The sequence below is a fragment of the Desulfovibrio sp. genome (assembly GCF_014803725.1).
Classification (GTDB): domain Bacteria; phylum Desulfobacterota; class Desulfovibrionia; order Desulfovibrionales; family Desulfovibrionaceae; genus Desulfovibrio.
Map to the genome: position 1 here is coordinate 47,026 of NZ_JAAVBE010000023.1, position 24,852 is coordinate 71,877.

The following is a 24,852-nucleotide window of genomic DNA, read 5'->3' on the forward strand; positions in this document are numbered from 1 at the left end:
TCAATCCTCCATGAGGAGATAGTCCGTCAGGATGACCTTGAGACCGAAACCGGGAAAATTCACCTGCGCCTTGTCCGGCGGGATGCGGCGCACGATCTTGCCGCGCCCGAAGATGCGGTGCCGGCAGTGGCAGAGCGGGCCGTCTGCCGTGCTTTCCGGCGCGCCGGCCTCTCCGGCTGCCCGCCCGTGCGCCGCGCTGATACCCGTGAGCCCGGGAGTGTCGGCCGCCTCCGGCCATTCGTCCGGGGGGAGCTGGCAATCCTCGTCAGCGTCATGCCCCGCGTTCGCGGCCGGGAATACGGGCACCGCCGGACGCCGCAGGCCCCCCTCGCGCCGCCGACAGAGGCGGCCGCCGAAGCCCTCTGTCCATTCCTCGGCGAGGCCCGCCCCGAGCTCGCGCACGAAGGGGCTTTGGGCGGCGTGCACGGCGCCGCGCTCGGAGCGGCTGTAGATGGTGGCGGGGGCGTAGAGCTCGAGCTGCTTGCGGGCGCGCGTGCAGGCCACGTACATGAGGCGGCGCTCCTCCTCGAAATCCTCGGGCCGCGCGAGGGCGTGGCGCGAGGGGAAGCGATCCTCCACAAGGTCGATGATGAGCACCGCGCTCCACTCCAGCCCCTTGGCCGAATGGATGGTGGAAAGCGTGACCTTGCCCTCGCCGTCCTCCGCCGCGGCCTCTTCTTCAGGCAATTCCAGGGCCTGCTCGGCCACGAAGAGGTCGAGGTCGGTGTAGTTGGCCGCGATCTGAAGGATCTCTTCCAGATCTTTCTGGCGCTGCGGCCAGTCGTCGGGATAGCGGCTCTCGAGGCGCGGGCGGTAGCGGTCGATGACCTGCTCGAAAAAATCCACCGGCGCGGGCGAGGCCTCGCGCAGGCTCTCCACAAAGCGCAGGTCATCCGCCAGCTCGGGATAACGGGCGAAGGCCTTGGCCTGCGCGGCCGCATCGCCGGTGCGCAGGGCCGCATACAGCCTTTCCACTGTCTTGGGGCCCACGCCCTTGTGCATGGCAGCGATGCGCGAAAACGAGGGCAGGTCGAGCGGATTGAGCGCCAGCCGCGCGAAGGCGACCACATCCTTGTTATGCGCGAACTCCGCAAAGCGCAGGCCGCCGTATTTGCGAAAGGCGATGCCCGCGCGCTTGAGCGCCGCCTCCAGCGCGAAGGAGTGCCGCCCGGCGCGGAAGAGCACCGCGATCTCGTGCGGGGCGTAGACCTCCAGCAATTCTGTTATGCGCCGCGTCACGAGCGCGGCCTGGGTCTCGTCGCTCAAGGGCGTCACGAGCCGCACGGGCTCGCCGCCCTCCTTCTTCGTGTAGAGGTGCTTGTTGAACGATTCCGCCGCGTGCTCGAGCAGGCTGTTGGCCACGTCGAGCACGGGCTTCGTGGAGCGGTAGTTCTCCTCCAGGGGCAGCACGCGCGCGCCGGGGAAGAGCTTGGGAAAATCGAGGATATTGCGCACATTGGCGCCCCGGAAGGCGTAGATGGATTGCGCCTCGTCCCCCACGGCCATGACATTGCAGAGCGGGGGTGAACCCGCGGCCGAGCCTCCCCCGGCACACCCCTCCACCGGCCCTGCCAAGAGGCGCACGATGCGCGCCTGGACGAGATTGGTATCCTGATACTCGTCCACGAGGATGTGACGGAAGCGCGCCCGGAGCGCGGCCGCGGCCTCGGCGTTGTCCCTGAGCAGGGCCTCGAGCTCGAAGAGCAGGTCGTCGTAATCCAGAAGCCCGTTTTCGCGCTTGTAGGCCGCGTAGGCTTCGCCCAGTTTTTCCAGTTGCTCCGCATAGGGCTCGAGGTGGAAGGCCTCGCGCCGGAGCACTTCGGAAAGCGGCAATTCCTTGTTGCGCGCCTTGCTCAGAAAGGCCACGATGCTCGCGCTCTTGGGGAAGGAGCGGTCCCCCTTGCCAAGGTCGAGCCGGGCCTTGCACTGGCGCACCGCGGCCGTGATGTCGGACTGGTCCATGAGGGTGAAGGGGCGCCCCTCAAGCCACGCCGGGCGCCAGCGCCGCAGCACGCCAAAGGCGAAGGCGTGGAAGGTGCCGCCCGCAACGCCCGAAAGCCCCTGCCCGAGCAGCGCGCCGGCCCGCTGGAGCATTTCGCGCGCGGCCTTGCGCGTGAAGGTGAGCAGGAGGATGGACTCAGGGCTCACGCCGTGCTCGGCGAGCCATGCGAGCCGGTAGACGATGGTGCGCGTCTTGCCGCTGCCCGCGCCCGCCACCACCAGCACCGGGCCGTCGCCGGCGGTCACGGCCGCGAGCTGTGCTTCGTTGAGCGCCTGGGCGTAGTCGATCATCAGTGCTTCCCGAATGGCTCCGCTTTCCCTGCGAGTGGGCGGTGTGTGCTGCTCTGTAACGCCGAAAGTATCCGTCAAAAACAGCCTTTTAGGTTCCGGCTGCGTCAGAAAAAAATTTCCTCGGTCGAGTACTTAAGTACACTCCCTTCGGAAATTGTTTTTCTTCCTTGCCGGAACCTAGAAATCTTATTTTTTAGGATTCTTCCGGCACTAGCACCCGTCTTCCGCTTCGCTCCAGACGGAATGAAGGAAGATCCCTCAACCGTATCGTATACCTGAGCTCCAAAAATCCTGCGCCCACGGTGCCAAGTTGCAACATGCGCCGTGCGCCCTCGGGCATGCTCTACCACAGGGGCGGCCGAAGGTACAGCCGGGCGCCCCGCGTTGACGCAGGCCCCGGGCGCGCATATGCTGCCCCATCGCCAAACTTGGGGGGACGCCATGCCGCAGGAGCAGAAGGAATTTCGCGAGGCCGTGGAACAGGCGCTGGAAGCCGTGATGTTCGAGAGCTGGCTGCGCTTCTATTTTATCGAGGAAGTGCGGCCCGAGCCCGCAAAGGCTGAAGGCGGGGCCGAAGCGGCAGACAGCGCGGAGCGCCTTGTCATCCGCGTGCCCGAAAAGGGCATGGCCCGCATCAAGGAGCTGTATCCCAGCCTCCTGCCGCTCGCCGAGAGCATGAACGGCCATGAGGTCGATTTCGAGACCTCGCGGCGCGCGGTCTGCACCTTCGTGCTCGGCCATCTGGACGGCAAGACCATGCCGCGCGACATGGCGGCGGTGGTGTTTGAAAGTGCCACCTTCCAGATCCAGCTCCAGCTCTTCCACACCTGGCTCACCATGCACGAGGACCAGCTCGACCAGGGCTTTCAGGAATTCGGCGCCTGGCGCAATCTCTTCGCCCAGTGGCGCGCCACCCCGGGCGCGCGCGAGCTGGCCGAAAAGCTGGCGCTGGCCGCACAGGGCCGCGCCGCGGCCGAAGGCGCGGGCCCGCAATAGGCGCCAGGCCCTCCCCCGCCCCGACGTGGACAAGAATTTTTACACCGCGGGGGCGGAAATGGAGCCCGGGCCGGGAGAATGTTAAATTTTTTATACATCCCCGCGCGGCCGGGGATAAAATATCTCATTGAATACCAATAGGTTGGCAATATACCCCGTTTGGCATGGCGGTTGCAATATTCAAAATACCTTCCTTTCTTTTGCTGACAGCCTCCTCCAAAATCAACGGCCCGCATCCCCGGCGGGCCGTTTTTGGTATCCGGCGCCGGAAATGCGGTTTTTTTTTCTTGCCGCCCGCGTCCGGGCATTGCCGTTTCGCCCCCTATGGGTGAGAATGGCGCCCAACGATGCCGGGAGCCCATCCCCTGTGCCGCATTTTGCCGCTTCCGGCCCGCTTCAAGGAGTTATCCCATGAATGACGCCTTCCTCGCTTCCGAATATCCGCCGGCCGCGTCCGAGGCCGCGGCCTTCCACGTCATCCCCGTGCCGCTCGAGCGCAGCGTCTCCTACGGCGGCGGCACGGCGGGCGGCCCCGCGGCCATCCTCGCGGCCTCGCAGCAGCTCGAGGGGCTGGAAAACGGCATGGCCCCGGGCGAGTCAGGAATTTATACCACGCCTCCCGTGGACGTTTCCGGCCATCCCGAAGGCGTGCTCGGCCGCATCGAGAACGCGGTGGACAAGGCGCTCAAGGCCGGGGCCGTGCCGGTCATCCTCGGGGGCGAGCACACCGTCACCTTGGGCGCCCTGCGCGCGCTGGCCCGCGCGGCCGAGAAGAGCGGCGAGCCTTTCGGCGTCGTCCAGTTCGACGCGCACGCCGACCTGCGCGACGAATACCAGGGCGACCCCTTTTCCCACGCGAGCGTCATGCGCCGGGCCGTGGCCGACCTCGGGCTGCCGCTCGTGCAGTTCGCCGTGCGCGAGTTGAGCCGGGAGGAGGTGGAGGTGCGCCGCCGCTACGGCGTCACCCACTACGACGCCTATTTCCTCGCCCGGGTGGGCCTGCCCGAGCAGCCCCTGCCCGAGGGCTTCCCGCGGCGCATCTATATCACCTTCGATGTGGACGGGCTCGACCCGGCCCTCATGCCGGCCACGGGCACGCCCTCGCCGGGCGGCCTCACCTGGAAGGAGACCGAGTTCATCCTCGAGCGTTGCGTCAAGGACCATGAGGTCATCGGGCTCGACGTGGTGGAGCTCGCGCCCATCGCCGGGCTGCACCATGCGGACTACACAGCCGCGCGGCTCACGCACCTGCTCATGGCGCTGGCCGCGCACAAGGATACGGAACTGAACGGGGAGGACGCGCAATGAAAAAGATGACCACCACCGCCTTTCGCGAGGCCAAGGGCCAGAAAAAGCTCACCATGCTCACGGCCTATGACTACACCATCGCCCGGCTCATGGAGCAGAGCGGCATCGACGCCCTTCTGGTGGGCGATTCGCTCGGCATGGTGATGCTCGGCTACCCGGACACCCTGCCTGTCACCGTGGAGGACATGGTGCGCCATTGCGCGGCCGTGGCGCGCGGCGCGAGCGCGCCGCTCGTCGTCTGCGACATGCCCTTCATGAGCTCGCAGTGCGGCGTGGAGGCGACCTTGCGCAATGCCGGACGCCTCGTCAAGGAGGGGGGCGCCCAGGCCGTCAAGCTGGAGGGGGGCGCCGACTTCGCCCCGGAGATCCGCGCGCTTGTGCGCGCCTCCATCCCGGTCATGGGGCACCTCGGCTTGACGCCGCAATCGGTGAACGCGCTCGGGGGCTACAAGGTGCAGGGCAAGAGCATGGGCGCGGCGCAAAAACTGCTGGACGACGCACGCGCCGTGCAGGACGCCGGGGCCTTCGCGCTGGTGCTCGAGTGCGTGCCCGCGGCGCTGGCCGCGCGCGTCACGAGCGAACTTGACATCCCCACCATCGGCATCGGCGCCGGCCCGGACTGCGACGGGCAGGTGCTCGTCTGGCAGGACATGCTCGGCATGTTCGACCGGGTGGCGCCCAAGTTCGTGCGCCGCTTCGGCGAGGTGGGAGAGGCCATGCGCACGGCGTTCACGGCCTATGCCGAGGCCGTGCGCGACGGCAGCTTCCCCGCGGCCGAGCATTGCTACGGCCTTGAGGACGAGGCCGAAGTGCTGGCGAATTTATACTGACCCCATTCCGGGCGCCCCCTCTTCATTCCCGCAGCACCCCGGTCCTTCCCTAGCCCATGCGGCAGGGTGAGGGGCCGGGGGCTTCCATTTCCTCCCTTTCCCAGCGGTACAGGTCAGACACGTCCACCCCCAGGGCCGAGGCCAGCTTTTCCAGCGTCAAGAGCTTGCAGGTGGCGATGCGGGCGTCTTTCGCCCGGGCCACGGTATCCGGCCCCACGTTGGACTGGAACTGGAGCTCCTCATAGGTCAAATTTTTTTGACGCATCAACTCCCCAAGATTACTGACAAAAGGCATACATCCTCCACATTTGAGGCAGATTTTTACTTGGATGTAGCCTAGAAAACATTGACATCCACTTGGCTAGAGCCTAGTAATTGCGCACGGGCCAATGCGCCGGCAGCTTGCCCCGGGTGGGGCAAAAATTTGTACGGCATGGGGAAGGGCCCGGTTTCGATAACCTTTTCTGGAAGGAAGGAAGAAATGAAAAAGATCGCCACGCTTCTTTTGGCGGCCGGTCTGGTGTTTGGTGCCGCCACTGGCGCCAGCGCCATCGACTTCAAGGCCAAGGGCCAGTGGGTCATGTCGTTCGACTATGGCCAGAACGGCGCCTTCGTGGGCAAGGACAAGGGCCACACCAAGACCGGCTGGAACGGCAAGCAGGACGACTTCGAGGCCCAGCAGCGCGTGCGCCTGCAGTTGGACGCGGTCGCTTCCGAGGCTCTCTCCGGCACGGTGTACTTTGAAATCGGCACCACCACTTGGGGCCAGAACTCCTCGGGCGGCGCGCTCGGCGCGGACGCCTACATCGTCAAGCTGAAGAACGCCTACATCGACTGGATGCCCCCGGAGACCGACCTCAAGGTGCGCATGGGTATCCAGAACATCACCACGCCCGCCTATGCCTCCGGCAACTCCGTACTCAATGACGACGTGGCCGGCATCGTGGCCAACTACCAGGTCAACGAGATGGTCGGCATCACCGCCTTCTGGGCTCGTCCGTACAACGACAACTTCACCGGCTACCCTGAAGGCGCCGGGCATGTGAAGAACTGGCGCGCCAACTACATGGACAACATGGACGCCGTGGGCCTGATGGTTCCTCTGACCCTTGACGGCGCCAAGGTTACCCCCTGGGGCATGTATGCCGGCATCGGCCCCAACACCTTCCGCTCAATTACCAAAGACGATGATATGGTTGACAACAACGCCCTCGGCAACATCCCCGGCGCTGGCTCCGCCTATGTGAGCGCCGGCCTCTTCCCGGCGGGCGGCCCGCGCCATCGCAACTTCGACCCCGCCGAGAAGGACAGCCCCTGGGGCGGCCGCAGCCTGAGCTCCTACGGCAATGCCTGGTGGGGCGGCATCTCTAGCGAAATCACCATCTGGGATCCCTTCCGCCTCGCCTTTGATTTCGAGTACGGCTCCGTGACCTGGGAAGACGACGGCCGCATGAACCGCCAGGGCTGGTTCGCCACCCTGCTCGCCGAGTACAAGCTCGACTGGGCCATCCCGGGCATCTACGGCTGGTACTCCTCCGGCGACGACGCCAACCCGGCCAACGGCTCCGAGCGTCTGCCCAGCCTGGACGGCAACAACACCAACCTGTATTCGACCTTCGCCTTTGCCGGCGAGCCCTACATCACTTCCCGTGACGGCCGCATCGGCGTTGGCATGGCCGGCACCTGGGGCATCGGCGCCCGCCTGAAGGACATGAGCTTCATCGAAGACCTGAAGCACACCTTCCGCGTCAACTACATCGGCGGCACCAACAGCACTACCATGGCCAAGAAGATGTCCCTCGCGGGCTGGTGGGCCAACCAGGGCGAGATCGGCATGGAGAGCATGTACCTGACCACCGGCGACAGCGCGCTGGAATTCGGCCTGACCAACACCTACAAGATGTACGACAACTTCACGATCCAGCTGGATGCCGACTACATCGCCCTCTGGCTCGACACCAGCACCTCCGCGTGGGGCGCCCGCCACAAGCGTGGTGATAGCATCCCGCAGACCAAGGACGCCTGGAATATCAACGCGAGCTTCGTGTACTCGTTCTAGGGCGGGAAATGCAAAAGGGAGCGGTTTGACAAGATCTTTGTCAAACCGCTCCCGAGAATGTCAAACGGCTTTGGGGCCCGTGGCCCCAATATGGGGCGCCCGCCTGAAAGCCGAGCTAACCTTCGCGGCTTTCAGGAGGCACCCCATCTCAGGCGGTGGGCGGAACGGCGGGTGCCGTTCCGCCCCGATGATTTTGTGGCCCCTTCGCGCAGGCCTGTCAAGTGCGGGCGGCGACGACGCGGGGCGCGGCCGGCGTTAGCGTTCTTCCGCGGCGCCGTCCATGCGGAAATCCACCCGGATCTTGAAGAGTTTTGTGGCCGGCAGGTCGAGAATGGGGAGGCCCGTGCGCTCCATGAGGCTTTTGAGCACGGCTTCACGCGCTTCGGGCGAAGGGCTTATCAGCGTGAACCAAATATTGTAGGCGTGGTCGCGCAAATAGTTGTGGGTCACGCCCGGCTCGGCATTGACCGCGGCGATGAAGGCGTCCAGCTTTTCCTCGGGGACCTTGGCCGCGCACAGCGTGGAGACGAAGCCCAGCTTCGCTGACTGGAAATTGGCCCCCAGGCGCCGGGTGATCTTTTTCTCGCGCAGGGCGCGCACGCGGCGGAACACTTCCTCTTCGCAGAGACCTAGTCGCTCGCCAAGCACGGCATAAGGGCGCGGCGCCAGCGGAAAGTCCGTCTGGATGATGTCGAGAATGCGGCGGTCAACGGCATCCAGCGTTTCGGCGCCCTTCGGCTCCTGCGGGGCTGCGGCGCCCTTGCCTGCTTCAGCGTGCATCCGCCTCCCCCTGCGCCCCCCGCAACTTCTTGGGCACATAGCTGCACAGGGGCTCCTCGCCCAGGTGATTGCCGCTCATGCTTTGGGCGCGCGCCCGGCAGCCGCCGCAGACGCGGTGATATTCGCACACGCCGCACTTGCCTTCATAGGCGTCCTGATTTCGGAACTCCCGGAAATACCTGCTCTCGCGCCAGATTTGCGGGAATGGCGTCTCGCGCACATTGCCGCAGTCAAGCTCCAGATAGCCGCAGGGCTGCACCTGCCCCACATGGCTGATGAAGCAGAAGCCCGTGCCGCCTAGGCAGCCGCGCGTCATGGCGTCCATGCCGAAGGTCTCCGGCGTGACGGCCTTGCCCTCCTCGTGCGCGCGCTGGCGCATGATGCGGTAATAATGCGGCGCGCAGGTGGCCTTGAGGTGCATGGACGTGCCCTTGCGGAACTCATAGAGCCAGTGGAGCACGTCTTCATATTCCTCGGCCGTGATGACCTCGTCTGCGAGCCCGGCGGCGCGCCCCATGGGCACCAGCAGAAAGATATGCCACGCGGCTGCGCCTAGGCGCTCGCAGAGCTCGAAGATGCGCTTGAAGCTGTGGAGGTTGCCGCGCGTGACCGTGGTGTTGATCTGAAAGGGCAGCCCCGCGGCCTTGAGGTATTCGATGCCGCGCAGGGAGGCCTCGAAGGCCCCGGGCACGCCCCGAAAGGCGTCGTGGCTTGCCGCGTCCGCGCCGTCGATGGAGATGGAGCAGCGGCTCACCCCGGCCTCGCGCAGCTGTACTGCATTTTCCGGCGTGATGAGCGTGCCGTTGGGCGCAAAGGCGCAGGTGAGGCCCAGGCCGCGCGCATGCGCGACAAGCTCGTACACGTCCGGCCGCATCATGGGGTCGCCGCCGGTGAAGATGACGATGGGGTCGCCCACCTCGGGGAAGGTGTCGATGAGCGTCTTGGCCTCGGCGGTCGTGAGCTCGCCCTCGTAGGGCTCGGGATGGGCCTCGGCGCGGCAGTGCCGGCACGCAAGATTGCAGGAACGCGTGACCTCCCAGGCGATGAGCCGGCAGGCCGGGCTGCCGTCTTCCAGAACGCGCGGCGGCTGGCCGGTCGCCCCCTGAACTGCCCCCGGATGCCCCGGGGCAGGATGCCCCTGCGGATGTCCGGCCATCAGCGCGCCAGCCCCTCGCGAAGCAGGGTCTCGGTGAAATAGGTGATGAGCATGTCCGCGCCGGCGCGCTTGAGGCCGAGCAGGCTTTCCAGCATGACGGCGCGCTCGTCGATCCAGCCGTTGAGCCCGGCCGCGCGGATCATGGAATATTCGCCGCTCACCTGGTACGCGGCCAGCGGCACGTCCACGGCGTCGCGCACCGCGCGGAGGATGTCCGCATAGGGGCCGGCGGGCTTGACGATGAGCATGTCCGCGCCTTCGGCGAGGTCGGCGCGGGCCTCGATCAGGGCCTCGCGGGCATTGCCCGGGTCCATCTGGTAGGCCTTGCGGTCGCCGCAGGCCGGGGCGGATTCCGCGGCTTCGCGGAAGGGCCCGTAGCATGCCGAGGCGTACTTCACCGCATACGACATGATGGGGGTCGAGGTGAATCCGGCTTCGTCCAGGGCGGTGCGGATGGCGGCGATGCGGCCGTCCATCATGTCCGACGGCGCCACGATATCCGCGCCCGCGCGGGCGTGGCTCACGGCGGTTGCCGCGAGCAGCGGCAGGGTGGCGTCGTTCTCCACCACGCCGTCGGGCGTAAGGATGCCGCAATGCCCGTGGCTCATGTATTCGCAGAGGCAGACATCGGTGATGATGACGAGCTCGGGGAAGCGCTTGCGCAACAGCCGCACGGCCTGCTGCACGATGCCGTCCTCGGCCCAGGCGCCGCTCGCCCGCTCGTCCTTGATCTTCGGGATGCCGAAGAGCAAGACGGCCATGAGCCCGTCGGCCACGGCGCCGCCCACCTGTTTTTCCAGCTCGGCAAGCGAAAGCTGGAACTGCCCGGGCATGGCGGAAATCTCCTTGCGAAAGGCGGTGTCGTCCGTCTCCACCACGAAATAGGGCATGATGAGGTCTTCACGCAGAAGGGGCGGCGTCTCGCGCACGAGGGCGCGCAGTTGCGGGCCCTGGCGCAGACGCCGGCCGCGATGGAAAGTGCTCATGGCTGCCTCGGAAGTTTGCCGGATCAGAGGCCGATTTCCTCGTCCGTCAGGTAGCAGGCCGGGTCTTCGGCCCAGATGTCGCCGTGGTACGCCTCGGCGCGCGCGCGGAAATTGCCGCCGCAGATATTGAGGTGCCGGCACTTGGCGCAGCGGCCGCCCACATGGGCCTTCTTGTCCTTGAGCCGGTGCAAAAGCTCGATTTTTGGGTCGTCCCAAATCTCGGAGAAGGGCCGCTCAAGCACATTGCCGAACACATGGCCGCGCCAGAACTGGTCCGCGTGGACCTTGCCGTCCCAGGAGATGCAGCCGATGCCCCGGCCCGAGCTGTTGCCCTCGTTGTATTGCAAGAGCTCGAAGACCTCGGCCGCGCGCTTCGGGTCCTCCTTCTGGAGGCGCATCCACACGTAAGGGCCGTCGGCGTGGTTATCCACGGTGAGGATCTCGCGCGGCTTGCCCGCCTCGAAGAGAGCGCGCGTCTCGTCCATGATGAGGTCGAGCACGGCGCGCGTCTCGGCGTGGTCGAGGTCTTCCTTGATGAGCTCCGAGCCGCGGCCGGAATAGACGAGGTGATAAAAACAGGCCCTGGGCACCTCGAGGTCGCGCAAGAGCCGGAAAATGCCCGGGATCTCGCTCGCGTTGCGCTTGTTGATGGTGAAGCGCAGCCCCACCTTGAGCCCTTCGGCCTGGCAGTTGGCGATGCCTTCGAGCGCCTTGCGGAAGGCGCCCGGCACGCCGCGGAAGCGGTCATGGACCTCCTCCATGCCGTCCAGGGAGATGCCCACGTAGGAGAGGCCCACCTGCTTCAGCTCGCGCGCCTTTTGCGGCGTGATGAGCGTGCCGTTGGTGGAGATGACCGCGCGCATGCCGCGCTTCGTCGCGTGACTCGCCAGTTCCACGAGGTCCTGGCGCACCAGCGGCTCGCCGCCGGAAAAGAGCATGACCGGCGCGCCGTAGGCCGCGAGGTCGTCGATCATGGCCTTGGCCTGCTCCGTACTGATATCGTCCTTCCCCTGCTGCGGGTCCACGGCCTGGGCATAGCAGTGGACGCACTTGAGGTTGCAGCGCCTGGTCATGTTCCAGACGACCACCGGCTTCTTGTCCTTGGAGAACTGGAGCAGGTGCGAGGGCAGCTTCCCCGACTGGCGCCCGTAGCGCAGGGCGTCCGACGGTTCCACCTGGCCGCAGTAGAGCTTGGAGATGCCGATCACTTGTTGCCCTCCACCAGTGCGCGCAGAACCGCGAAGGCCTCGTCCAGCCCTTCGGGCTTCGTGCCCCCGGCCTGCGCGAGGTCAGGCCGGCCGCCCCCCGAGCCGCCGCAGGGCGCGGCCACTTCTTTAATGAGCGCCGGGGCCGTGAGGCGGCCATGCAAATCCTTGGAAACATAGAGCAGGAGGCTCACCTTGCCGTCAGCGACGCCCGCGAGGCAGGCCACGGCCGGCCCCTGAAGCCGGCTGCGCACATCGTCCATGAGGTCGCGGAGCGCCTTGACCGGCACGCCGTCGAGCCGCCGGGCCACGAGGGCCACCTCGCCCGCCTTCTCGGCGCCCGCCGCGAGCGTGGCGCCGTCCACGCTCGCCGAGGCGCCCTTTTCCACCGCGCGCCTGAGCTTCTTGAGCTCGTCCTGCACGGCGGCGAGGCGCTGCGCCGCCTGTTCCGGCTTCGTCTTGAGCGCGGCCGCCACCATTCCCAATTCGGCGCGCTGGCCGATGGCGAGGCCGTAGGCGTTCCAGCCCGTGACCGCCTCGATGCGGCGCACGCCGGCGGCCACGCCGCCCTCGGCCACGATGAGGAAGAGCCCGGCCTCGCCCGTGCGGGCAAGATGCGTGCCGCCGCACAACTCCACGGATTCGGGCGCCGCGCCCTCGGCGCCCACGGTGAGCACGCGCACCACCTCGCCGTATTTCTCGCTGAAGAGCGCCATGGCGCCGGCGGCAAGGGCCTCCTCGCGCGGCATTTCGCGCGCCGTCACCGGAAGGTCGGCCATGATGACGCGGTTGACATCGCGCTCCACGGCGGCAAGCTCCTCGGGCGTGAGCGCCGCGAGGTGCGAAAAGTCAAAGCGCAGCCGCTGCCCGTCCACGAGGGAGCCGGCCTGTTTCACATGCTCGCCGAGCACACGCCTGAGGGCCGCATGCAGGAGGTGGGTGCAGGTGTGGTTGCGCGCGGTTGCGAGGCGCTGGTCCGCGTCCACGCGCAAGACGGCCTCCTGGTCGGCATGGATCTCGCCGCGCGTGACCTCGATGCACTGCACGATAGCGCGCCCGGCCTTGAGCACGGCCGTCACCCGGGCCTCGCCCGTGGACGTGGTGATGACGCCGGCATCCGCGGCCTGGCCCCCGGATTCGGCATAGAAGGGCGTCTTTTCCGCCACGAGGAAGCCCGAGCCGCCCTCGCCCACGCTCTCCGCGGGCGCGCCGCCCGAATCCAGCAGGGCCGCAATGGGGCTTTGCGCCTCGAGCGACGCATAGCCCACAAAGGTCGTCACAAGGCGCTCGCCCAGGCTCTTGAGCGAGGCCGCGATCTCGTTTTCGCCGCCGTGGCCGAAAAGGCCCTCGGCCTTCTGGTTGGCGCGGGCGCGCTCCCGCTGCTCGCGCATGCGGGCGGCGAAGCCCTCGGCGTCCACGGCAAAACCGCGCTTTTCCGCCACGTCGTTGACGATGTCCAGCGGGAAGCCGTAGGTGTCGTACAGGCGGAAGCAGACGTCGCCGGGGATGACGCGCTCGCCCTTGGCCTCAAGGCGCCTGAGCTCGTCTTCCAGCAGGCGCAGGCCGTTGCCGAGGGTCAGGGCGAAGCGGCGCTCCTCCTCGTGCACGGCGCGCTCGATGAAGTCCGCATGGCGGGTGAGCTCGGGGTAGGCCTCGCCCATGACTTCCGTGACCTTGCGCGCCACGGCGTGCAGGAAGGGCTCCTCCACGCCCATGAGCGTGGCGAAGCGCAGGGCCCGGCGGATAAGGCGGCGGAGCACATAGCCCCGGCTCTCGTTGGAGGGGAGCACCCCCTCAGCGATGAGGAAGGCCGCGGCGCGGGCATGGTCCGCGATGACGCGCAGGGCCGTGTCCACATCGTTGGTGTCCGGGGCGCTTTCGCTGTAGGCCACGCCGGCGCGCTTTGCCGCGAACTGGATGATCTCCTGGAAGAGGTCGCAGTCGAAATTGGAGTGCTTGCCCTGGCAAACGGCCGCGATGCGTTCGAGGCCCATGCCGGTGTCGATGTTGGGCGCGGCGAGGAGCGTGCGGCTGCCGTCTTTCGCCTGGTCGAACTGGGTGAAGACGAGGTTCCAGATTTCGAGGAAGCGGTCACAGTCGCACTTGCCGATGCCGCAGTCCGGCCCGCAGGCCATGTCTTCGCCCTGGTCGATATAGATCTCCGAGCAGGGGCCGCAGGGGCCGGTGTCGCCCATGGTCCAGAAATTGTCCTTCTCGCCCATGCGCACGATGCGCCCGTCGGGGAGGCCGGCCACTTCCTTCCAGATGGCCGCGGCCTCGTCGTCCTCCCTGAAGACCGTGACCCACAGGCGCTCGCGCGGGAGGCCGAGGTCAGTGGTAACGAATTCCCAGGCCCAGGTGATGGCCTCGCGCTTGAAATAGTCGCCGAAGGAGAAGTTGCCCAGCATCTCGAAAAAGGTGTGGTGGCGCGCTGTGCGGCCCACGTTTTCGAGGTCGTTGTGCTTGCCCGAGACGCGCAGGCACTTCTGGCAGGAGGCGGCGCGGGTGTAGGCGGCCTTTTCCTCGCCGAGGAAGAGGCCCTTGAACTGCACCATGCCCGCGTTGGTGAAGAGCAGGCTGGGGTCTTCCGGCGGGATGAGCGGGCCCGAGGCCACGACCGTGTGGCCGTGCTGGCGGAAGAATTCGAGGAAAAGGCGGCGGATTTCCTGTGCGGTCAGCATGTGGGCTCCATCCGTGCCGCGCCCGGCGGGGGCGGGGTGAGAGGCAAAACTAGTCTTCAAATTCGGGTTCGGCGCCCTCGTCCATCTCCTCGGCGGTGGGCTTGAACTCCTTGGGGTTCAGGCCCAGAAATTCCACCACCTTGGCCTCCACGGCGCTGCGCAGGTCAGCGTCCTCGTCCAGCAGGGCGCGCACCTTTTCCCGGCCCTGGCCGAGCTTTTCCGCGCCGAAGGCGAACCACGAACCGCTCTGCTCGATGATCTTGGCCTCGATGCCGAGGTCGAGCAGTTCGCCCGAACGGGAGATGCCCTGGCCGTAGAGGATGTCGAAAAACGCCACGCGGAAGGGCGGCGCCACCTTGTTCTTCACCACCTTGACCTTGGTGCGCGAGCCGAAGGCCTCGTCCTTGTCCTTGAGGGTGGTCGTCTTGCGGATGTCGATGCGCACCGAAGAGTAAAACTTGAGGGCATTGCCGCCGGTGGTGGTCTCGGGGCTGCCGTAGCCCATGGTGCCGATCTTCATGCGGATCTGGTTGATGAAGATGACCGACGTGCGCGACTTGTGGATGGTGCCCGTGAGGCGCCGCATGGCGTGGGACATGAGGCGCGCGTGGCCGCCCACCTGGGTCTCGCCCATGCTGCCCTCGAGCTCGGCCTGCGGGATGAGCGCGGCCACCGAGTCGATGACCACGAGGTCAACAGCGCCCGAGCGCACGAGCATGTCGGCGATGTCCAGCGCCTGCTCGCCGTAGTCCGGCTGGGAGATGAGCAGTTCGTCCGTGTTGACGCCGAGGCGGCGGGCATAGGCCACGTCCAGCGCGTGCTCGGCGTCGATGAAGGCGCAGGTGCCGCCCATCTTCTGGCATTCGGCGATGATATGCAGGGTGAGCGTGGTCTTGCCCGAGGATTCGGGCCCGAAGATCTCTGTCACGCGCCCGCGCGGGATGCCGCCCACGCCGAGGGCGAGGTCGAGCCCGATGGAGCCTGTGGGGATGACCGGCACCTCCACCTGCACATCGTCGGAAAGTTTCATCACCGCGCCCTTGCCGTACTTGCGCTCGATGGTGGTGAGCGCGGTGGAGAGGGCTTCGGCGCGGGCGGCCTCGGGACTTTGGGCCGGCTTCTTGGCCATGATCGACTCCGGATGTGGTGAATGAAGTCCCCGGCGCGCACGGCGCCCCCGGGAAGCGGTGTATTGTAGCAGAGCGGCCCCCGCATGGCAAATGCGGGCGCGGGCCAGGCCCGCATGGCGCAGCCTGGGCTACAGAATATGCGGCCGAAGGCCTCCCGCGTCAATCCCCGGGGCGCGGCCCTGCGCGAAGGTGTGGGCCGGCCCTTATCCTTCGGCCATTCCTGCCGATGGAAAGATGGGAGGCGCGCGGCGCGCCTTGCGGGGCGGCGTGGCCTGTGGCATACTTGTGGAATGACACTCCAGAAACGCCGCGAACAGGCACAGCGCGTCCTCGAGACCCTTGCCGCCCGTTATCCCGAGCCGGCCTCCCACCTTGTCTATCACAATCCGTGGGAGCTTTTGGTGGCCACGGTGCTCGCCGCGCAATGCACGGACGCGCGGGTCAACACCGTCACGCCGGAGCTTTTCCGGCGCTGGCCGGGCCCGGCGGAACTGGCGGAGGCGAACCTTGCGGAGCTGGAAGAGGTCATCCACCCCACGGGCTTTTACCACAACAAGGCGAAGAACCTCATCGGCGCGGCCACGCGCGTGCGCGACGACTTCGGGGGCCAGGTGCCGCAGACGCTGAAAGAGCTCGTCACGCTGCCCGGGGTGGCGCGCAAGACGGCCAATGTCGTCCTGTTCGGGGGCTTCGGCATCAACGAGGGCCTTGCCGTGGACACGCACGTGAAGCGCATCAGCCACCGGCTCGGCCTGACATCGGCCACGGACCCGGTGGCCGTGGAGCGCGACCTCATGGCCGTTTTCCCCCGTGAGGAGTGGGGCGACGTGAACCACCGCATGGTCTGGTACGGCCGCGAGGTGTGCCGGGCGCGCAAGCCGGGCTGCGACGTGTGCCCCATGGTTTCCTTTTGCCCCAGGCTCGAGCCGCCGCGCGACGCGGCGCCCGCCCAACGAGGCAGATCATGAGCATGAATCCCCTGCTCAGCACCAATGAGCTGGAAGTGGTGGAATTTCTCCTGGACGAGCGCCAGAAGGACGGCACGACCTATACCGGGCACTATGCCATCAACGTGGCCAAGGTGCTCGAGATCATCCGCCTGCCGCAGGTCACGGCCATGCCCGGCACCCACGACCCCTCGGTGATGGGCTCGTTCAACCTGCGCGGCAAGGTGCTGCCGCTCATCAACCTCGCCACCTGGCTTGGCAAGGAGATGGCCGTCACCAAGAACGACAAGGTGCTGGTGACGGAATTTTCCGGCGTCAAGGCGGCCTTCCTCGTCTCGTCGGTCATGAGCATCCACCGCCTCGACTGGGAGCGCATCGAGCCGCCCAACAAGTATGTCCAGACCTTTTCGCGCGACAGCATCACCGGCATCTTGCGCATCGGCGAGCGCGTGCTCTTCATCCTCGACATGGAGAAAATCCTCGCGAGCCTCGACCACTCGCTCGACATGTCGCGCATGGAGCCGGAACCGGCCAAGGTGGAGATGCCCGAGCAGGTGCGCCTGCTCCTCGCGGACGACTCGAGCTCGTTGCGCAAGATCGTCAAGTCCTTCCTCGAGAAGTCGGGCTACCAGGTGACCACGGCGAGCAACGGCCGCGAGGCCTGGGAATACCTCAACAACCTCGCGCAGGCGCAGTCCGGGCAGGGGGCGGGCAAGGAGGATCTTTCCGAGATCGTGGACCTCGTCATCTCGGACATCGAAATGCCCGAGATGGACGGCCACGCCCTGACCACCAAGATCCGCGAGAACCCGGCCCTGCACAAGCTGCCCGTGGTGCTGTTCTCGTCGCTCATCACCGACGCGCTCCGCGCCAAGGGCATCAAGGTGGGCGCGGACAGGCAGGTCTCCAAGCCGGACCTCGCGGGCCTCGACAAGATCGTCAAGGAAATCATGGAAGAACGGCTGCACAAATAGGCGCGGGGCGCCCGCTCACGCCGGCGCCGCTGGCCGCGGAATTGCATAGCCTTTTCGCATGGACATTTTCAGTTACGATCCTACCGCGGTGCTGAGCCTTCTGCTCACCATCATGCGCGTGAGCATCGTGATGTTCATGCTCCCGGTGTTTTCCACCAACAATATCCCGGTATTGGTCAAGGCCGCGGTGACCATGGTCTTTTCGCTCGCCGTGTGGCCGCATCTCGCGCTTTCCGGCTCGCTCATGCCAGCGCACCCCTTTGACCTCGCCATCATGGCCCTGGGCGAAGTTTTCATGGGCCTCGTGCTCGGCATGGCCGTCAATTTTCTGTTCATGGGCATCCAGTCCGGCGGCGAACTGCTCGGCTTCCAGATGGGCTTCACCATGATCAACTTCGCCGACCCCATCACCGGCAACCAGACCGGCGCCACGGCCTTCTTTCTCTGGATGGTGAGCCTGCTCACCTTCCTCACGCTCGACGGGCACCTCTACATGATCAAGGGCTTCGCGGCCTCCTTCGCCATCGTGCCGCCGGGCGCGCTCTTCATCGGCGAGAACCTGCTGTGGGAGGTGCTCGAGCTCTCGAGCCAGGTCTTCGTGCTCGCGCTGCAGATCGCCGCGCCGGTGATGGTGGCGCTCTTCATGGTGGAGGTCGCCCTGGGGCTCGTGGCGCGCACCTCGCCGCAGATCCACATCATGGAGTTCGGCTTTCCCATCAAGATCGGGGTGGGTTTCTTCTTCGTGGGCCTGTTGCTCGTGGTCATGGCCAACAAGATCGAGGAGTTCATCACCGGCATCGACGGCCTGTTCACCAATCTTTTGCGCGGCATGAGCACGCTCTTCCAGTAGGCGACCCGAAACTTCGCGCATGCCGCACTCCGCCCGCACCGCCAGAAAGCCTTTGAAACTTTGACGGAAACCCCGTATCCTCCACCCCGGAGGATCCGCCATGAGACGTAAACTCTTCCTCATCGTCATGGGTATCATCGCCCTGCTCGTCATCTTCCTCTGCTTCCGCATGGACGCCCTCTTCGTGGACGGCGCGCTGGAGGTCTTCCTGGTGGGCGTGGGCGTGGGCCTCGTGCTCGGCATCATCCTCACCGTCTGGATCGCCCGCAAGGTCGACGAACCCGAAGACAGGGACAAAGCCTGAACCGCGCCCCCGCGGGCGCTCCCCGTTGCCGGGCCTGCATGAGCCTCGCGCGGCGGGTCGCCCGGCAAGGATAGTTTGATGCCAGCAACTGTCAGCGTGCGCCAGCCCGGCCCGGCCTGGGCCGAGGGGCTTCGGCGCGCGCTCCCCATCACCCTCGGCTATGTGCCGGTGGGCTTCGCCTTTGGCGTGCTCGCCGTGAAGAACGGCATCCCCGCGGGGCTGGCCGTGGCCATGGCCGTGCTCATGTTTTCGGGCTCGGGGCAGTTCGTGTTCGCAAGCCTCTGGGGCGGCGGCGCGGGCATCCTCTCCACGGCCGCGGCCGTGGGCATCGTCAATTTGCGCTATCTGCTCATGTCCGCCGCGGAATCGCCCTGGCTCTCGCGCATCTCGCGCGTCAGGCGCTTCCTGCTCGGGCTCGGCCTCACGGACGAGACCTTCGCGGTGCACATCACGGCCCTGCAGGAGGGCTGGCCGCTCAACACGGCCACCATGTATATCTGCAATTCCACCACCCACCTCTCCTGGGTGACTGGCTGCACCATCGGCGCCTTTTGCGGCAATCTCGTCAACGACGTGCGCCCGCTGGGGCTCGACTACGCCATCACCGCCATGTTCCTGGCGCTGCTCGTGCCCCAGTGCGCAAGCCGCCTGCATGTGCTCATCGCCATCTTCACCGGCGCGCTCTCGGTGGCGCTCAAGGCGGGGGGCATGAGCCAGTGGAACGTGGCCGTGGCCACGGTGGCCGGGGCCACCCTTGGCCTTGTGCTTTCCCTGCGCCAGAAGCGCGCCGGGCCGGAGGACGCGGCATGAGCGGCCTCTTTGCGTGGGCCGGCGAACACGAGGCGCTGTTGCTCTGCGTGGGCTGCGCCACCCTTGTGACGGTGCTCCCCAAGGTGCTGCCCGTGACCTTTTTGCGCGGGGATTGCCTGCCGCCGCTGTTGCGCCGCTGGCTCGACTTCGTGCCCGTGGCCGTCATGGCCGCCCTCGTGGCGCCGGACATCTTCATCTATGACGGCCGCTTCGACCTCTCCACCAGCAATCTCTTCCTCATGGTCTCCATTCCCACCTTCCTGGTGGCCTGGAAGACGAAAAACTATTTCGTCACCATCGCCGTGGGCATCGGCCTCGTCATCCTCGCCCGCTGGGCCGCCTGGGCGGTATGAGTCCGCGGCCCTGCGCCCCGCCGCCACGGCACAGCGCCCGGCTGCTCGTGCGCCTGGCGCCGGCGGACGTGGCGCTCTTCCGCTTTCTCCTCGAAGCATACGAGAACCTTGCCTTCTTCACCGTGCTCGAGCGCAAGACCGCGCTGCTCAAGGTGGTATTTTCCCCGCAGCAGGAAGACGCCGTGCGGGCGGCGCTGGCCGAGATCGGCGCGAGCGTGCCGCTCACGGTGCGGGACTGGCCCTTTGGACGGCCTGATAACTGAAAAAGTGCTGGAGCGACGCGGCCGCCGGCTCAGGCGATGGCCGCCTGTGCGGGCGTCTCGTCCTGCCCGCGCACGGGCCCGGAAAAGACGGGCTTGACGGCCATGAGCTTGTCCGTGCGGCCGAAGATATAGACCACNTCGTCCACCTCGAANCGGAAGTGCGGNCCGGGNGCGGCCTCCACGTCNTCATGGCGCAGGATGGCGACCACCGTGACCCCGTAGTTGGGCCGAAGCCCGCAATCCTTCAATTCCTGGCCGCAGAGGGGCGAGCCGGGCCCCACGCGCATGGCCTGCACGCCCATGTCCGGGAGGCGCCCCACCGCGTCGGTGAGCGAGTCCACGGCGCTGCTCATGCGCCGGATCATGCGGTAATTGGCCTCGCGCAGGTGCGCNGCGAAGGCGTCGATGTCCTGCCNNGGCACGAGGTATTGCGNGAGCACATGGCTGAAGACCTCNATGGAGGTCTCGAANTCCTCGGCGATGACCTCGTTGGCNCCNAGNNTGTGCAGCGGCCCCACCTCGGTCACGAAGCGGGTGCGCGCCACGATNTGCAGGTTNGGNTTGAGCTTGCGCGCCTCGATGGTGATGGCNCGCACGGCCGCCGGGTCNGAAATGATGATGGCGAGCACGCGCGCCTTNTCCACGCCNAGGTGCTCCAGCACGATGGGCTGCGTGGCGTCGCCGTGGGAGATGGGCTCCTTGTCGCGGTAGCGGCGCACGGTCTCNGGGTTCATTTCAAGGATGGTGTACGGNATGCCNGACTCGTGCGCCACATGCGCGAGGTGCTTGCCGCTGATGCCGAAGCCCACGATGATGAGATGGTCTTCCAGCCCCTCGTGCTTNNTGCCCTCCTCNTCCGCCACGGCGGGCACGCGCTTGCGGCGCAGNCGGTCCACGGCGGCGGCNACCGAGGGCGCGNCCGAGATGAGGCCCGGNGTGAGCATCATGGTGAGCACGCTCACGGCGAGNAAATTCTGNTAGGACTCCATGTCGAAGAGGCCCGCCGCNAGNCCCTGCGCCGCGAGCACGAAGGAAAATTCGCCCACCTGCGCNAGCGANAGNGCNGTGATGATGGCCGCGCGCAGGGGATAGCCCTGCACGAGCACCGCGGGCAGNGTGAGCACGCTCTTGATGAGCACGAAGAGCAGGGTGCCCACGATGATGGCGACNAAGTGCTGCGTGAAATANCCGACNTTGAGCATCATGCCCACGGAGATGAAGAACAGGCTCATGAACACGTCGCGGTAGGGCAGGATGCCGGAAATGACGCTCATGCTGTACTGGGANCGCGCGAGGAGNAGNCCNGCGAGGAAGGCGCCGAGCGANAGCGAGAGCCCGAGGGCGCTNGTCANNAGCGCCATGCCGAGGCAGAGNCCGAGGGTGGTGAGCAGCAGNATCTCGCGGGTGCGCGTGCGCATCACCGCNTCCATGAGGCGGTTGAGGCCGAAATGCGCCACCACGAGCACGCCGCCNAGGATGANCGCCACCTTGAGCACGGANAGCGCNGCCTGCCCCAGCGANAGGTCNAGCGTGCCGGCGAGCAGGGGCACGCAGAGCAGCATGGGCGCCACCATGATGTCCTGGAAGACGAGGATGGCGAGCGAGAGCCGGCCCGTGGGCGTGCTGCTGGTGCCGCGCTCCTGCANNATGCGCAAGACGATGGCCGANGAGGAGAGCGCCACGAGGCAGCCCCAGAAGACGCCNCGCTGCCAGGTGGTGCCGTAGGCCAGNGCGAGCCCGGCCACGGCCGCGATGGTGAGCCCGATCTGGAGGCTGCCGCCNAGNAACACCGGNCGCTTGAGGCGGCTCANGGCNTCGCCGGAAAGCTCCATGCCGATGGTGAAGAGCAGCATGGCCACGCCCACCTCNGCCACCTGGTCGATGGCCTCGCGGTCGCTGACGATGCCGAGCAGGGAGGGGCCGCAGAGCACNCCCGTGATNAGGAAGCCCACCGTGGCCGGCAGNCGNANCCGGTTGCAGACNAGGGTGACGCCGATGGAGAGCAGGAAGATGATGACGATCTCNGAGAGAAAGGGAACTTCCATGGGCGCACTCCTCTCCCCGCAGCCTAGCATGGCGGCGCGCCGGCCGCAAGGGCGCCNANGCCTTTACTTTCCGGCCCAAGCGGGCATAATCGGGGCGCACGGGGCGCGAAANGCGCCCNCANNNNCNAGCNNAGGAGNCNGCCATGGATGTGTTTGAAGCCCTNTTCACCCGNCGCAGNATCCGCAAATATACCGACCAGCCCGTGAGCGACGCGGACGTGGAAACCATGCTCAAGGCCGCCATGCTGGCGCCGAGCGCCAAGAACGAGCGCCCCTGGGCCTTCGTGGTGGTGCGCGACGCGGGCCTCAGGGAGGAGCTTTCCGAGGCTACGCCCTATGTGAAGATGGCGGCGCAGGCGCCGGTGGTCATCGTGGTCTGCGGCGACCTCAATGAGGACAAGGCCGGCGGCCGCTGGGTGCAGGACTGCTCCGCGGCCATCGAGAACCTGCTCATCGCGGCGCGCGGCCTCGAGATCGGCACAGTCTGGTGCGCGCTGCATCCCGATGCCGAGCGCGTGGCCAAGGTGCGCGGCATCCTCGGCATCCCGGAGCATGTGGTGCCGCTCGGCCTCGTCTGCGCCGGCCACCCGGCCCAGCCCTTCGCCGAGGCCAGCCGCTTCATGCCCGAGCGCATCCACCGCGAACGCTGGTAGCGGATAACGGCGAGACGATGCCGCCCGCCCCGGCCGTTTCCGTCGTCATCCCGGTCCACGGCAACTTCGCGCTCACGCGGGACTGCCTGAAAAGCCTCGCGCGCACCGCCGGCCAGCCGCTCGAGGTCATCGTGGCAGACAACGGCTCCACGGACGAGACGGCGCGGGAGCTGCCGGCACTCGGCGTGGCGCTCTTCGGCGGCGCCTTCCGCCATATCCGCTTCGAGGAGAACCGCAACTTCGCGCCGGCCTGCAATGCCGGGGCCCGCGAGGCCCGCGGGGACTTCGTTTTCTTCCTCAACAACGACACCCTGCTCACGCAAGGGTGGCTCCCGCCGCTCCTGCGCCGCTTCCGCAGCGCGGCGCGCCTCGGGGCGGTGGGGCCGCTGCTCACCTACGCGGACGGCACGGTGCAGCACCTCGGCATCGCCATCCAGCCGGGCAACAAGGTGCGTCACCTGTACCGCGGCCTGCCCGCCGGGCACCCGCTGGCGCAAAAGCGACGCTTTTTCCAGGCGCTCACCGCGGCGGCGCTGCTCATGCCGCGCGAGCTCTTCCTTTCCGCCGGCGGCTTTGACGAGGGCTTCGTCAACGGCTTTGAGGACGTGGACCTCGGGCTCAGGCTGGGCGCCGCCGGCTTGCGCCTCACATGCGTGCCCGAAAGCCGGGTCATCCACCTGGAGAGCAGGACGCCGCGCCGCTTCGGCCACGAGGCCGAGAACACCGTGCGCCTGTACCAAAAATGGCGCCTCGACCGCCTCGTGGACCTGCCCGACCTCGTGGCGGCGGACGGCTACGGCCTCACAGTCCTCCCGGAGCTCGAACCGCGCGTGACGGCGCCGCCCGCGGTCTCCGCGCGGCTGCTCTCCCGGCTGCGGCCCTTTGACCCGGCGCTTTGCCTTGAACTGCTCAACGAGGAACCGCTCTGGGACGAAGGCTATGCGCTGCTCGGCGCGTGGCTGGAAAAAAACGGCCAGCCGGGGGCAGCGCTCGACCTCTACAGGCGCGCCATGCGCATGAGGGATTCCTGCTCCTTCGCGGATTGCGAGCGCCTGCTGCGCGTGGAAGCCGCCCTCGGGCGGGACAGCACTGCAACGCGCGCGTCGCTCGGCCGGCTCATGGCCGAGCTGGCGCCGGATGCCTATGCGCAAAAAAAGGCGCTCATCCTGCAAACGCTTGCAGGCGGCACAGCGGCGCAACAGGCGCTCATACCGGCCTATGAAGCGGCCTGTGCCGAGGGCTTGAAGCTGAGAGAAGAAGCCAGGGCGGAAGGATAGCGGCAGCAGAGACGGGGGGCGCCCTTCAGCCGCGCGTGAGGTCGGCGAACACCGCGCCGCAGGCCCGGGCCAGGTCCTGCGGGGCGAGCTCGAGCTGCACGCCGCGCAAGCCGGCACTGACAAAGATGCGCTCCCACATGCGGGCGCTTTCATCCAGGAAAACGGGATAGGCCTTTTTCGCGCCCAAGGGGGAGCAGCCGCCGCGCACATAGCCCGTGAGCGGGCGCACCTCGGCGAGCGGCACCATGGCGGCATGCCGGCTGCCCGAGGCGGCGGCCAGCGCCTTGGGCGAGAGCTCGGCCGGCGCCGGTATACAGGCCATGACCACGCCCGGCCCATCGGCGCGCGCCACCAGCGTCTTGAACACCCGCACGGGCTCCACGCCGAGGCGCGCCGCCACCGTGGTGGCCGAGAGGTCGCTCTCGTCCACCTCCACCTGATGCAGCGTGTAGGCGATGCCCAGCCGGTCGAGCAGGCGGGCGGCATTGGTTTTGGGCGTCTTGTCGTGCGCCATGGGGCCTAGGGCTCCTGCGCGAGGATGAGCTCCACCTCGTCCACGCTGAGGCCGGCATTGCGGGCGATCTGGCGGCTGGAAAGCCCCTTGCGGCGCCCGTTGAGGATGATCTCGCGCAAAAACTGCGGCGAGCGCGAGATGCCCTCGGCCTGCTCCAGAAGGCGCTTGAGTTCGGCCACGCGGTCGGAGAGCTTTTCGTCCAGCTCGCGCAATTCGGCCTGGCGCTGGGCGAAGGTGGCCACGATCTCGCGTTCGAGGCGGGCGTTCATCTCGATGCGCGCGAGCAGGCTCTGCTGGTTGTCCTGCAGGGTGTTGAGCAGGGTCTCGGAACGGCGCAGGCGCAGGTAGAACACCAGCGCCCCGCCGAGCACGAAGAGCTCGAGCAGGGTGCAGAAGCCGATGAAGATGAGGAAGAGAAGGTCATTGGGCATGGGAGCCG

24 protein-coding genes are annotated in these 24,852 nt (G+C 67.0%); 13 read left to right on the plus strand and 11 right to left on the minus strand.

Annotated features, from left to right (window positions below):
• On the minus strand, positions 1–2,292 hold the full coding sequence (locus HDR50_RS08565) for an ATP-dependent helicase (protein ID WP_291357714.1): 2,292 nt from the start codon (positions 2,290–2,292) through the stop codon (positions 1–3).
• A 441-nt stretch (positions 2,293–2,733) separates the two neighbouring features.
• Here HDR50_RS08565 and HDR50_RS08570 point away from each other — a divergent pair, with 441 nt between their 5' ends.
• The 3 genes from HDR50_RS08570 to panB all read left to right on the plus strand — a co-directional run bounded on the left by HDR50_RS08570 (position 2,734) and on the right by panB (position 5,426).
• Entirely contained in the window at positions 2,734–3,288 is a 555-nt protein-coding gene (locus tag HDR50_RS08570; protein WP_291357715.1) for a hypothetical protein, read from the plus strand.
• A 411-nt stretch (positions 3,289–3,699) separates the two neighbouring features.
• Positions 3,700–4,596 carry an agmatinase gene (speB, locus tag HDR50_RS08575; protein WP_291357716.1) on the plus strand — a complete coding sequence of 299 codons (897 nt, stop codon included), beginning with the start codon at positions 3,700–3,702 and terminating at the stop codon, positions 4,594–4,596.
• On the plus strand, positions 4,593–5,426 hold the full coding sequence (gene panB / locus HDR50_RS08580; protein WP_365817313.1) for a 3-methyl-2-oxobutanoate hydroxymethyltransferase: 834 nt from the start codon (positions 4,593–4,595) through the stop codon (positions 5,424–5,426). Before speB ends, panB begins: the two co-directional genes overlap by 4 nt.
• 49 nt (positions 5,427–5,475) lie before the next feature.
• Here panB and HDR50_RS08585 read toward each other — a convergent pair whose 3' ends face one another.
• Positions 5,476–5,721, minus strand: a complete 246-nt coding sequence (locus HDR50_RS08585) for a helix-turn-helix transcriptional regulator (RefSeq protein WP_291357717.1) — start codon at positions 5,719–5,721, stop codon at positions 5,476–5,478.
• A 186-nt stretch (positions 5,722–5,907) separates the two neighbouring features.
• On the opposite strand from HDR50_RS08585, the gene HDR50_RS08590 reads away from it, so the two are divergent.
• A complete protein-coding gene (locus tag HDR50_RS08590) occupies positions 5,908–7,485 on the plus strand; it encodes an outer membrane homotrimeric porin (RefSeq protein ID WP_291357718.1) in 1,578 nt (525 codons plus the stop codon).
• A 255-nt stretch (positions 7,486–7,740) separates the two neighbouring features.
• Here HDR50_RS08590 and HDR50_RS08595 read toward each other — a convergent pair whose 3' ends face one another.
• The 6 genes from HDR50_RS08595 to recA are packed head-to-tail and all read right to left on the minus strand — an operon-like array spanning position 7,741 to position 15,422.
• The gene (locus tag HDR50_RS08595) at positions 7,741–8,265 is read right to left on the minus strand and encodes an AsnC family transcriptional regulator (RefSeq protein WP_291357719.1); all 525 of its coding nucleotides are present in this window, start codon (positions 8,263–8,265) and stop codon (positions 7,741–7,743) included.
• A complete protein-coding gene (gene ahbD / locus HDR50_RS08600) occupies positions 8,255–9,421 on the minus strand; it encodes a heme b synthase (RefSeq protein WP_291357720.1) in 1,167 nt (388 codons plus the stop codon). Before ahbD ends, HDR50_RS08595 begins: the two co-directional genes overlap by 11 nt.
• A complete protein-coding gene (gene hemB, locus HDR50_RS08605) occupies positions 9,421–10,407 on the minus strand; it encodes a porphobilinogen synthase (RefSeq protein ID WP_291357721.1) in 987 nt (328 codons plus the stop codon). The genes ahbD and hemB overlap by 1 nt, the downstream gene beginning before the upstream one ends.
• 23 nt (positions 10,408–10,430) lie before the next feature.
• Positions 10,431–11,615 (minus strand): 12,18-didecarboxysiroheme deacetylase, encoded by a 1,185-nt coding sequence (ahbC, locus tag HDR50_RS08610; RefSeq protein WP_291357722.1) that lies wholly within the window; start codon positions 11,613–11,615, stop codon positions 10,431–10,433.
• Positions 11,612–14,293: an alanine--tRNA ligase gene (gene alaS / locus HDR50_RS08615; RefSeq protein ID WP_291357723.1), complete on the minus strand. Its 2,682-nt coding sequence runs from the start codon at positions 14,291–14,293 to the stop codon at positions 11,612–11,614. Before alaS ends, ahbC begins: the two co-directional genes overlap by 4 nt.
• A 49-nt stretch (positions 14,294–14,342) precedes the next feature.
• On the minus strand, positions 14,343–15,422 hold the full coding sequence (gene recA / locus HDR50_RS08620) for a recombinase RecA (protein WP_291357724.1): 1,080 nt from the start codon (positions 15,420–15,422) through the stop codon (positions 14,343–14,345).
• Positions 15,423–15,713: 291 nt separating this feature from the next.
• Between recA and nth the strand changes: the two genes are divergently transcribed.
• From nth to HDR50_RS08655, 7 genes are all read left to right on the plus strand, one after another.
• Positions 15,714–16,391, plus strand: a complete 678-nt coding sequence (gene nth, locus HDR50_RS08625; protein ID WP_291357725.1) for an endonuclease III — start codon at positions 15,714–15,716, stop codon at positions 16,389–16,391.
• Positions 16,388–17,344 carry a chemotaxis protein gene (locus HDR50_RS08630; protein WP_291357726.1) on the plus strand — a complete coding sequence of 319 codons (957 nt, stop codon included), beginning with the start codon at positions 16,388–16,390 and terminating at the stop codon, positions 17,342–17,344. Before nth ends, HDR50_RS08630 begins: the two co-directional genes overlap by 4 nt.
• Before the next feature lie 58 nt (positions 17,345–17,402).
• A complete protein-coding gene (gene fliR / locus HDR50_RS08635) occupies positions 17,403–18,194 on the plus strand; it encodes a flagellar biosynthetic protein FliR (RefSeq protein WP_291357727.1) in 792 nt (263 codons plus the stop codon).
• Positions 18,195–18,294: 100 nt separating this feature from the next.
• Complete coding sequence (locus HDR50_RS08640; RefSeq protein WP_165079355.1) at positions 18,295–18,498, plus strand: hypothetical protein; 204 nt, start codon at positions 18,295–18,297, stop codon at positions 18,496–18,498.
• 78 nt (positions 18,499–18,576) lie between these two features.
• Complete coding sequence (locus HDR50_RS08645) at positions 18,577–19,308, plus strand: AzlC family ABC transporter permease (RefSeq protein ID WP_291357728.1); 732 nt, start codon at positions 18,577–18,579, stop codon at positions 19,306–19,308.
• Positions 19,305–19,661 carry an AzlD domain-containing protein gene (locus tag HDR50_RS08650; protein ID WP_291357729.1) on the plus strand — a complete coding sequence of 119 codons (357 nt, stop codon included), beginning with the start codon at positions 19,305–19,307 and terminating at the stop codon, positions 19,659–19,661. Before HDR50_RS08645 ends, HDR50_RS08650 begins: the two co-directional genes overlap by 4 nt.
• The gene (locus HDR50_RS08655; RefSeq protein ID WP_291357730.1) at positions 19,658–19,924 is read left to right on the plus strand and encodes a DUF4911 domain-containing protein; all 267 of its coding nucleotides are present in this window, start codon (positions 19,658–19,660) and stop codon (positions 19,922–19,924) included. Before HDR50_RS08650 ends, HDR50_RS08655 begins: the two co-directional genes overlap by 4 nt.
• 29 nt (positions 19,925–19,953) lie before the next feature.
• On the opposite strand, the gene HDR50_RS08660 is transcribed toward HDR50_RS08655, so the two are convergent.
• Positions 19,954–21,969 carry a monovalent cation:proton antiporter family protein gene (locus HDR50_RS08660; RefSeq protein WP_291357731.1) on the minus strand — a complete coding sequence of 672 codons (2,016 nt, stop codon included), beginning with the start codon at positions 21,967–21,969 and terminating at the stop codon, positions 19,954–19,956.
• Positions 21,970–22,112: 143 nt separating this feature from the next.
• On the opposite strand from HDR50_RS08660, the gene HDR50_RS08665 reads away from it, so the two are divergent.
• Positions 22,113–22,622, plus strand: a complete 510-nt coding sequence (locus HDR50_RS08665; RefSeq protein ID WP_291357732.1) for a nitroreductase family protein — start codon at positions 22,113–22,115, stop codon at positions 22,620–22,622.
• A gap of 17 nt (positions 22,623–22,639) precedes the next feature.
• On the plus strand, positions 22,640–23,899 hold the full coding sequence (locus tag HDR50_RS08670) for a glycosyltransferase family 2 protein (RefSeq protein ID WP_291357733.1): 1,260 nt from the start codon (positions 22,640–22,642) through the stop codon (positions 23,897–23,899).
• Between the two features lie 25 nt (positions 23,900–23,924).
• Here the strand turns inward: HDR50_RS08670 and ybaK are convergent, their stop codons facing one another.
• Together ybaK and HDR50_RS08680 are read right to left on the minus strand one after the other, a co-directional pair.
• Positions 23,925–24,413: a Cys-tRNA(Pro) deacylase gene (gene ybaK, locus HDR50_RS08675; RefSeq protein ID WP_291357734.1), complete on the minus strand. Its 489-nt coding sequence runs from the start codon at positions 24,411–24,413 to the stop codon at positions 23,925–23,927.
• A 5-nt stretch (positions 24,414–24,418) separates the two neighbouring features.
• Positions 24,419–24,844: a hypothetical protein gene (locus HDR50_RS08680; protein WP_291357735.1), complete on the minus strand. Its 426-nt coding sequence runs from the start codon at positions 24,842–24,844 to the stop codon at positions 24,419–24,421.
• Positions 24,845–24,852 lie beyond the last annotated feature (8 nt).

Excerpts from the sequence above, each read along its gene's own strand:
- HDR50_RS08565 (WP_291357714.1), bottom strand. The coding sequence starts at position 2,292 with ATGATCGACTACGCCCAGGCGCTCAACGAAGCACAGCTCGCGGCCGTG.
- HDR50_RS08570 (WP_291357715.1), top strand. The coding sequence starts at position 2,734 with ATGCCGCAGGAGCAGAAGGAATTTCGCGAGGCCGTGGAACAGGCGCTG.
- speB (WP_291357716.1), top strand. The coding sequence starts at position 3,700 with ATGAATGACGCCTTCCTCGCTTCCGAATATCCGCCGGCCGCGTCCGAG.
- panB (WP_365817313.1), top strand. The coding sequence starts at position 4,593 with ATGAAAAAGATGACCACCACCGCCTTTCGCGAGGCCAAGGGCCAGAAA.
- HDR50_RS08585 (WP_291357717.1), bottom strand. The coding sequence starts at position 5,721 with ATGCCTTTTGTCAGTAATCTTGGGGAGTTGATGCGTCAAAAAAATTTG.
- HDR50_RS08590 (WP_291357718.1), top strand. The coding sequence starts at position 5,908 with ATGAAAAAGATCGCCACGCTTCTTTTGGCGGCCGGTCTGGTGTTTGGT.
- HDR50_RS08595 (WP_291357719.1), bottom strand. The coding sequence starts at position 8,265 with ATGCACGCTGAAGCAGGCAAGGGCGCCGCAGCCCCGCAGGAGCCGAAG.
- ahbD (WP_291357720.1), bottom strand. The coding sequence starts at position 9,421 with ATGGCCGGACATCCGCAGGGGCATCCTGCCCCGGGGCATCCGGGGGCA.
- hemB (WP_291357721.1), bottom strand. The coding sequence starts at position 10,407 with ATGAGCACTTTCCATCGCGGCCGGCGTCTGCGCCAGGGCCCGCAACTG.
- alaS (WP_291357723.1), bottom strand. The coding sequence starts at position 14,293 with ATGCTGACCGCACAGGAAATCCGCCGCCTTTTCCTCGAATTCTTCCGC.
- recA (WP_291357724.1), bottom strand. The coding sequence starts at position 15,422 with ATGGCCAAGAAGCCGGCCCAAAGTCCCGAGGCCGCCCGCGCCGAAGCC.
- nth (WP_291357725.1), top strand. The coding sequence starts at position 15,714 with ATGACACTCCAGAAACGCCGCGAACAGGCACAGCGCGTCCTCGAGACC.
- HDR50_RS08630 (WP_291357726.1), top strand. The coding sequence starts at position 16,388 with ATGAGCATGAATCCCCTGCTCAGCACCAATGAGCTGGAAGTGGTGGAA.
- fliR (WP_291357727.1), top strand. The coding sequence starts at position 17,403 with ATGGACATTTTCAGTTACGATCCTACCGCGGTGCTGAGCCTTCTGCTC.
- HDR50_RS08640 (WP_165079355.1), top strand. The coding sequence starts at position 18,295 with ATGAGACGTAAACTCTTCCTCATCGTCATGGGTATCATCGCCCTGCTC.
- HDR50_RS08645 (WP_291357728.1), top strand. The coding sequence starts at position 18,577 with ATGCCAGCAACTGTCAGCGTGCGCCAGCCCGGCCCGGCCTGGGCCGAG.
- HDR50_RS08650 (WP_291357729.1), top strand. The coding sequence starts at position 19,305 with ATGAGCGGCCTCTTTGCGTGGGCCGGCGAACACGAGGCGCTGTTGCTC.
- HDR50_RS08655 (WP_291357730.1), top strand. The coding sequence starts at position 19,658 with ATGAGTCCGCGGCCCTGCGCCCCGCCGCCACGGCACAGCGCCCGGCTG.
- HDR50_RS08670 (WP_291357733.1), top strand. The coding sequence starts at position 22,640 with ATGCCGCCCGCCCCGGCCGTTTCCGTCGTCATCCCGGTCCACGGCAAC.
- ybaK (WP_291357734.1), bottom strand. The coding sequence starts at position 24,413 with ATGGCGCACGACAAGACGCCCAAAACCAATGCCGCCCGCCTGCTCGAC.
- HDR50_RS08680 (WP_291357735.1), bottom strand. The coding sequence starts at position 24,844 with ATGCCCAATGACCTTCTCTTCCTCATCTTCATCGGCTTCTGCACCCTG.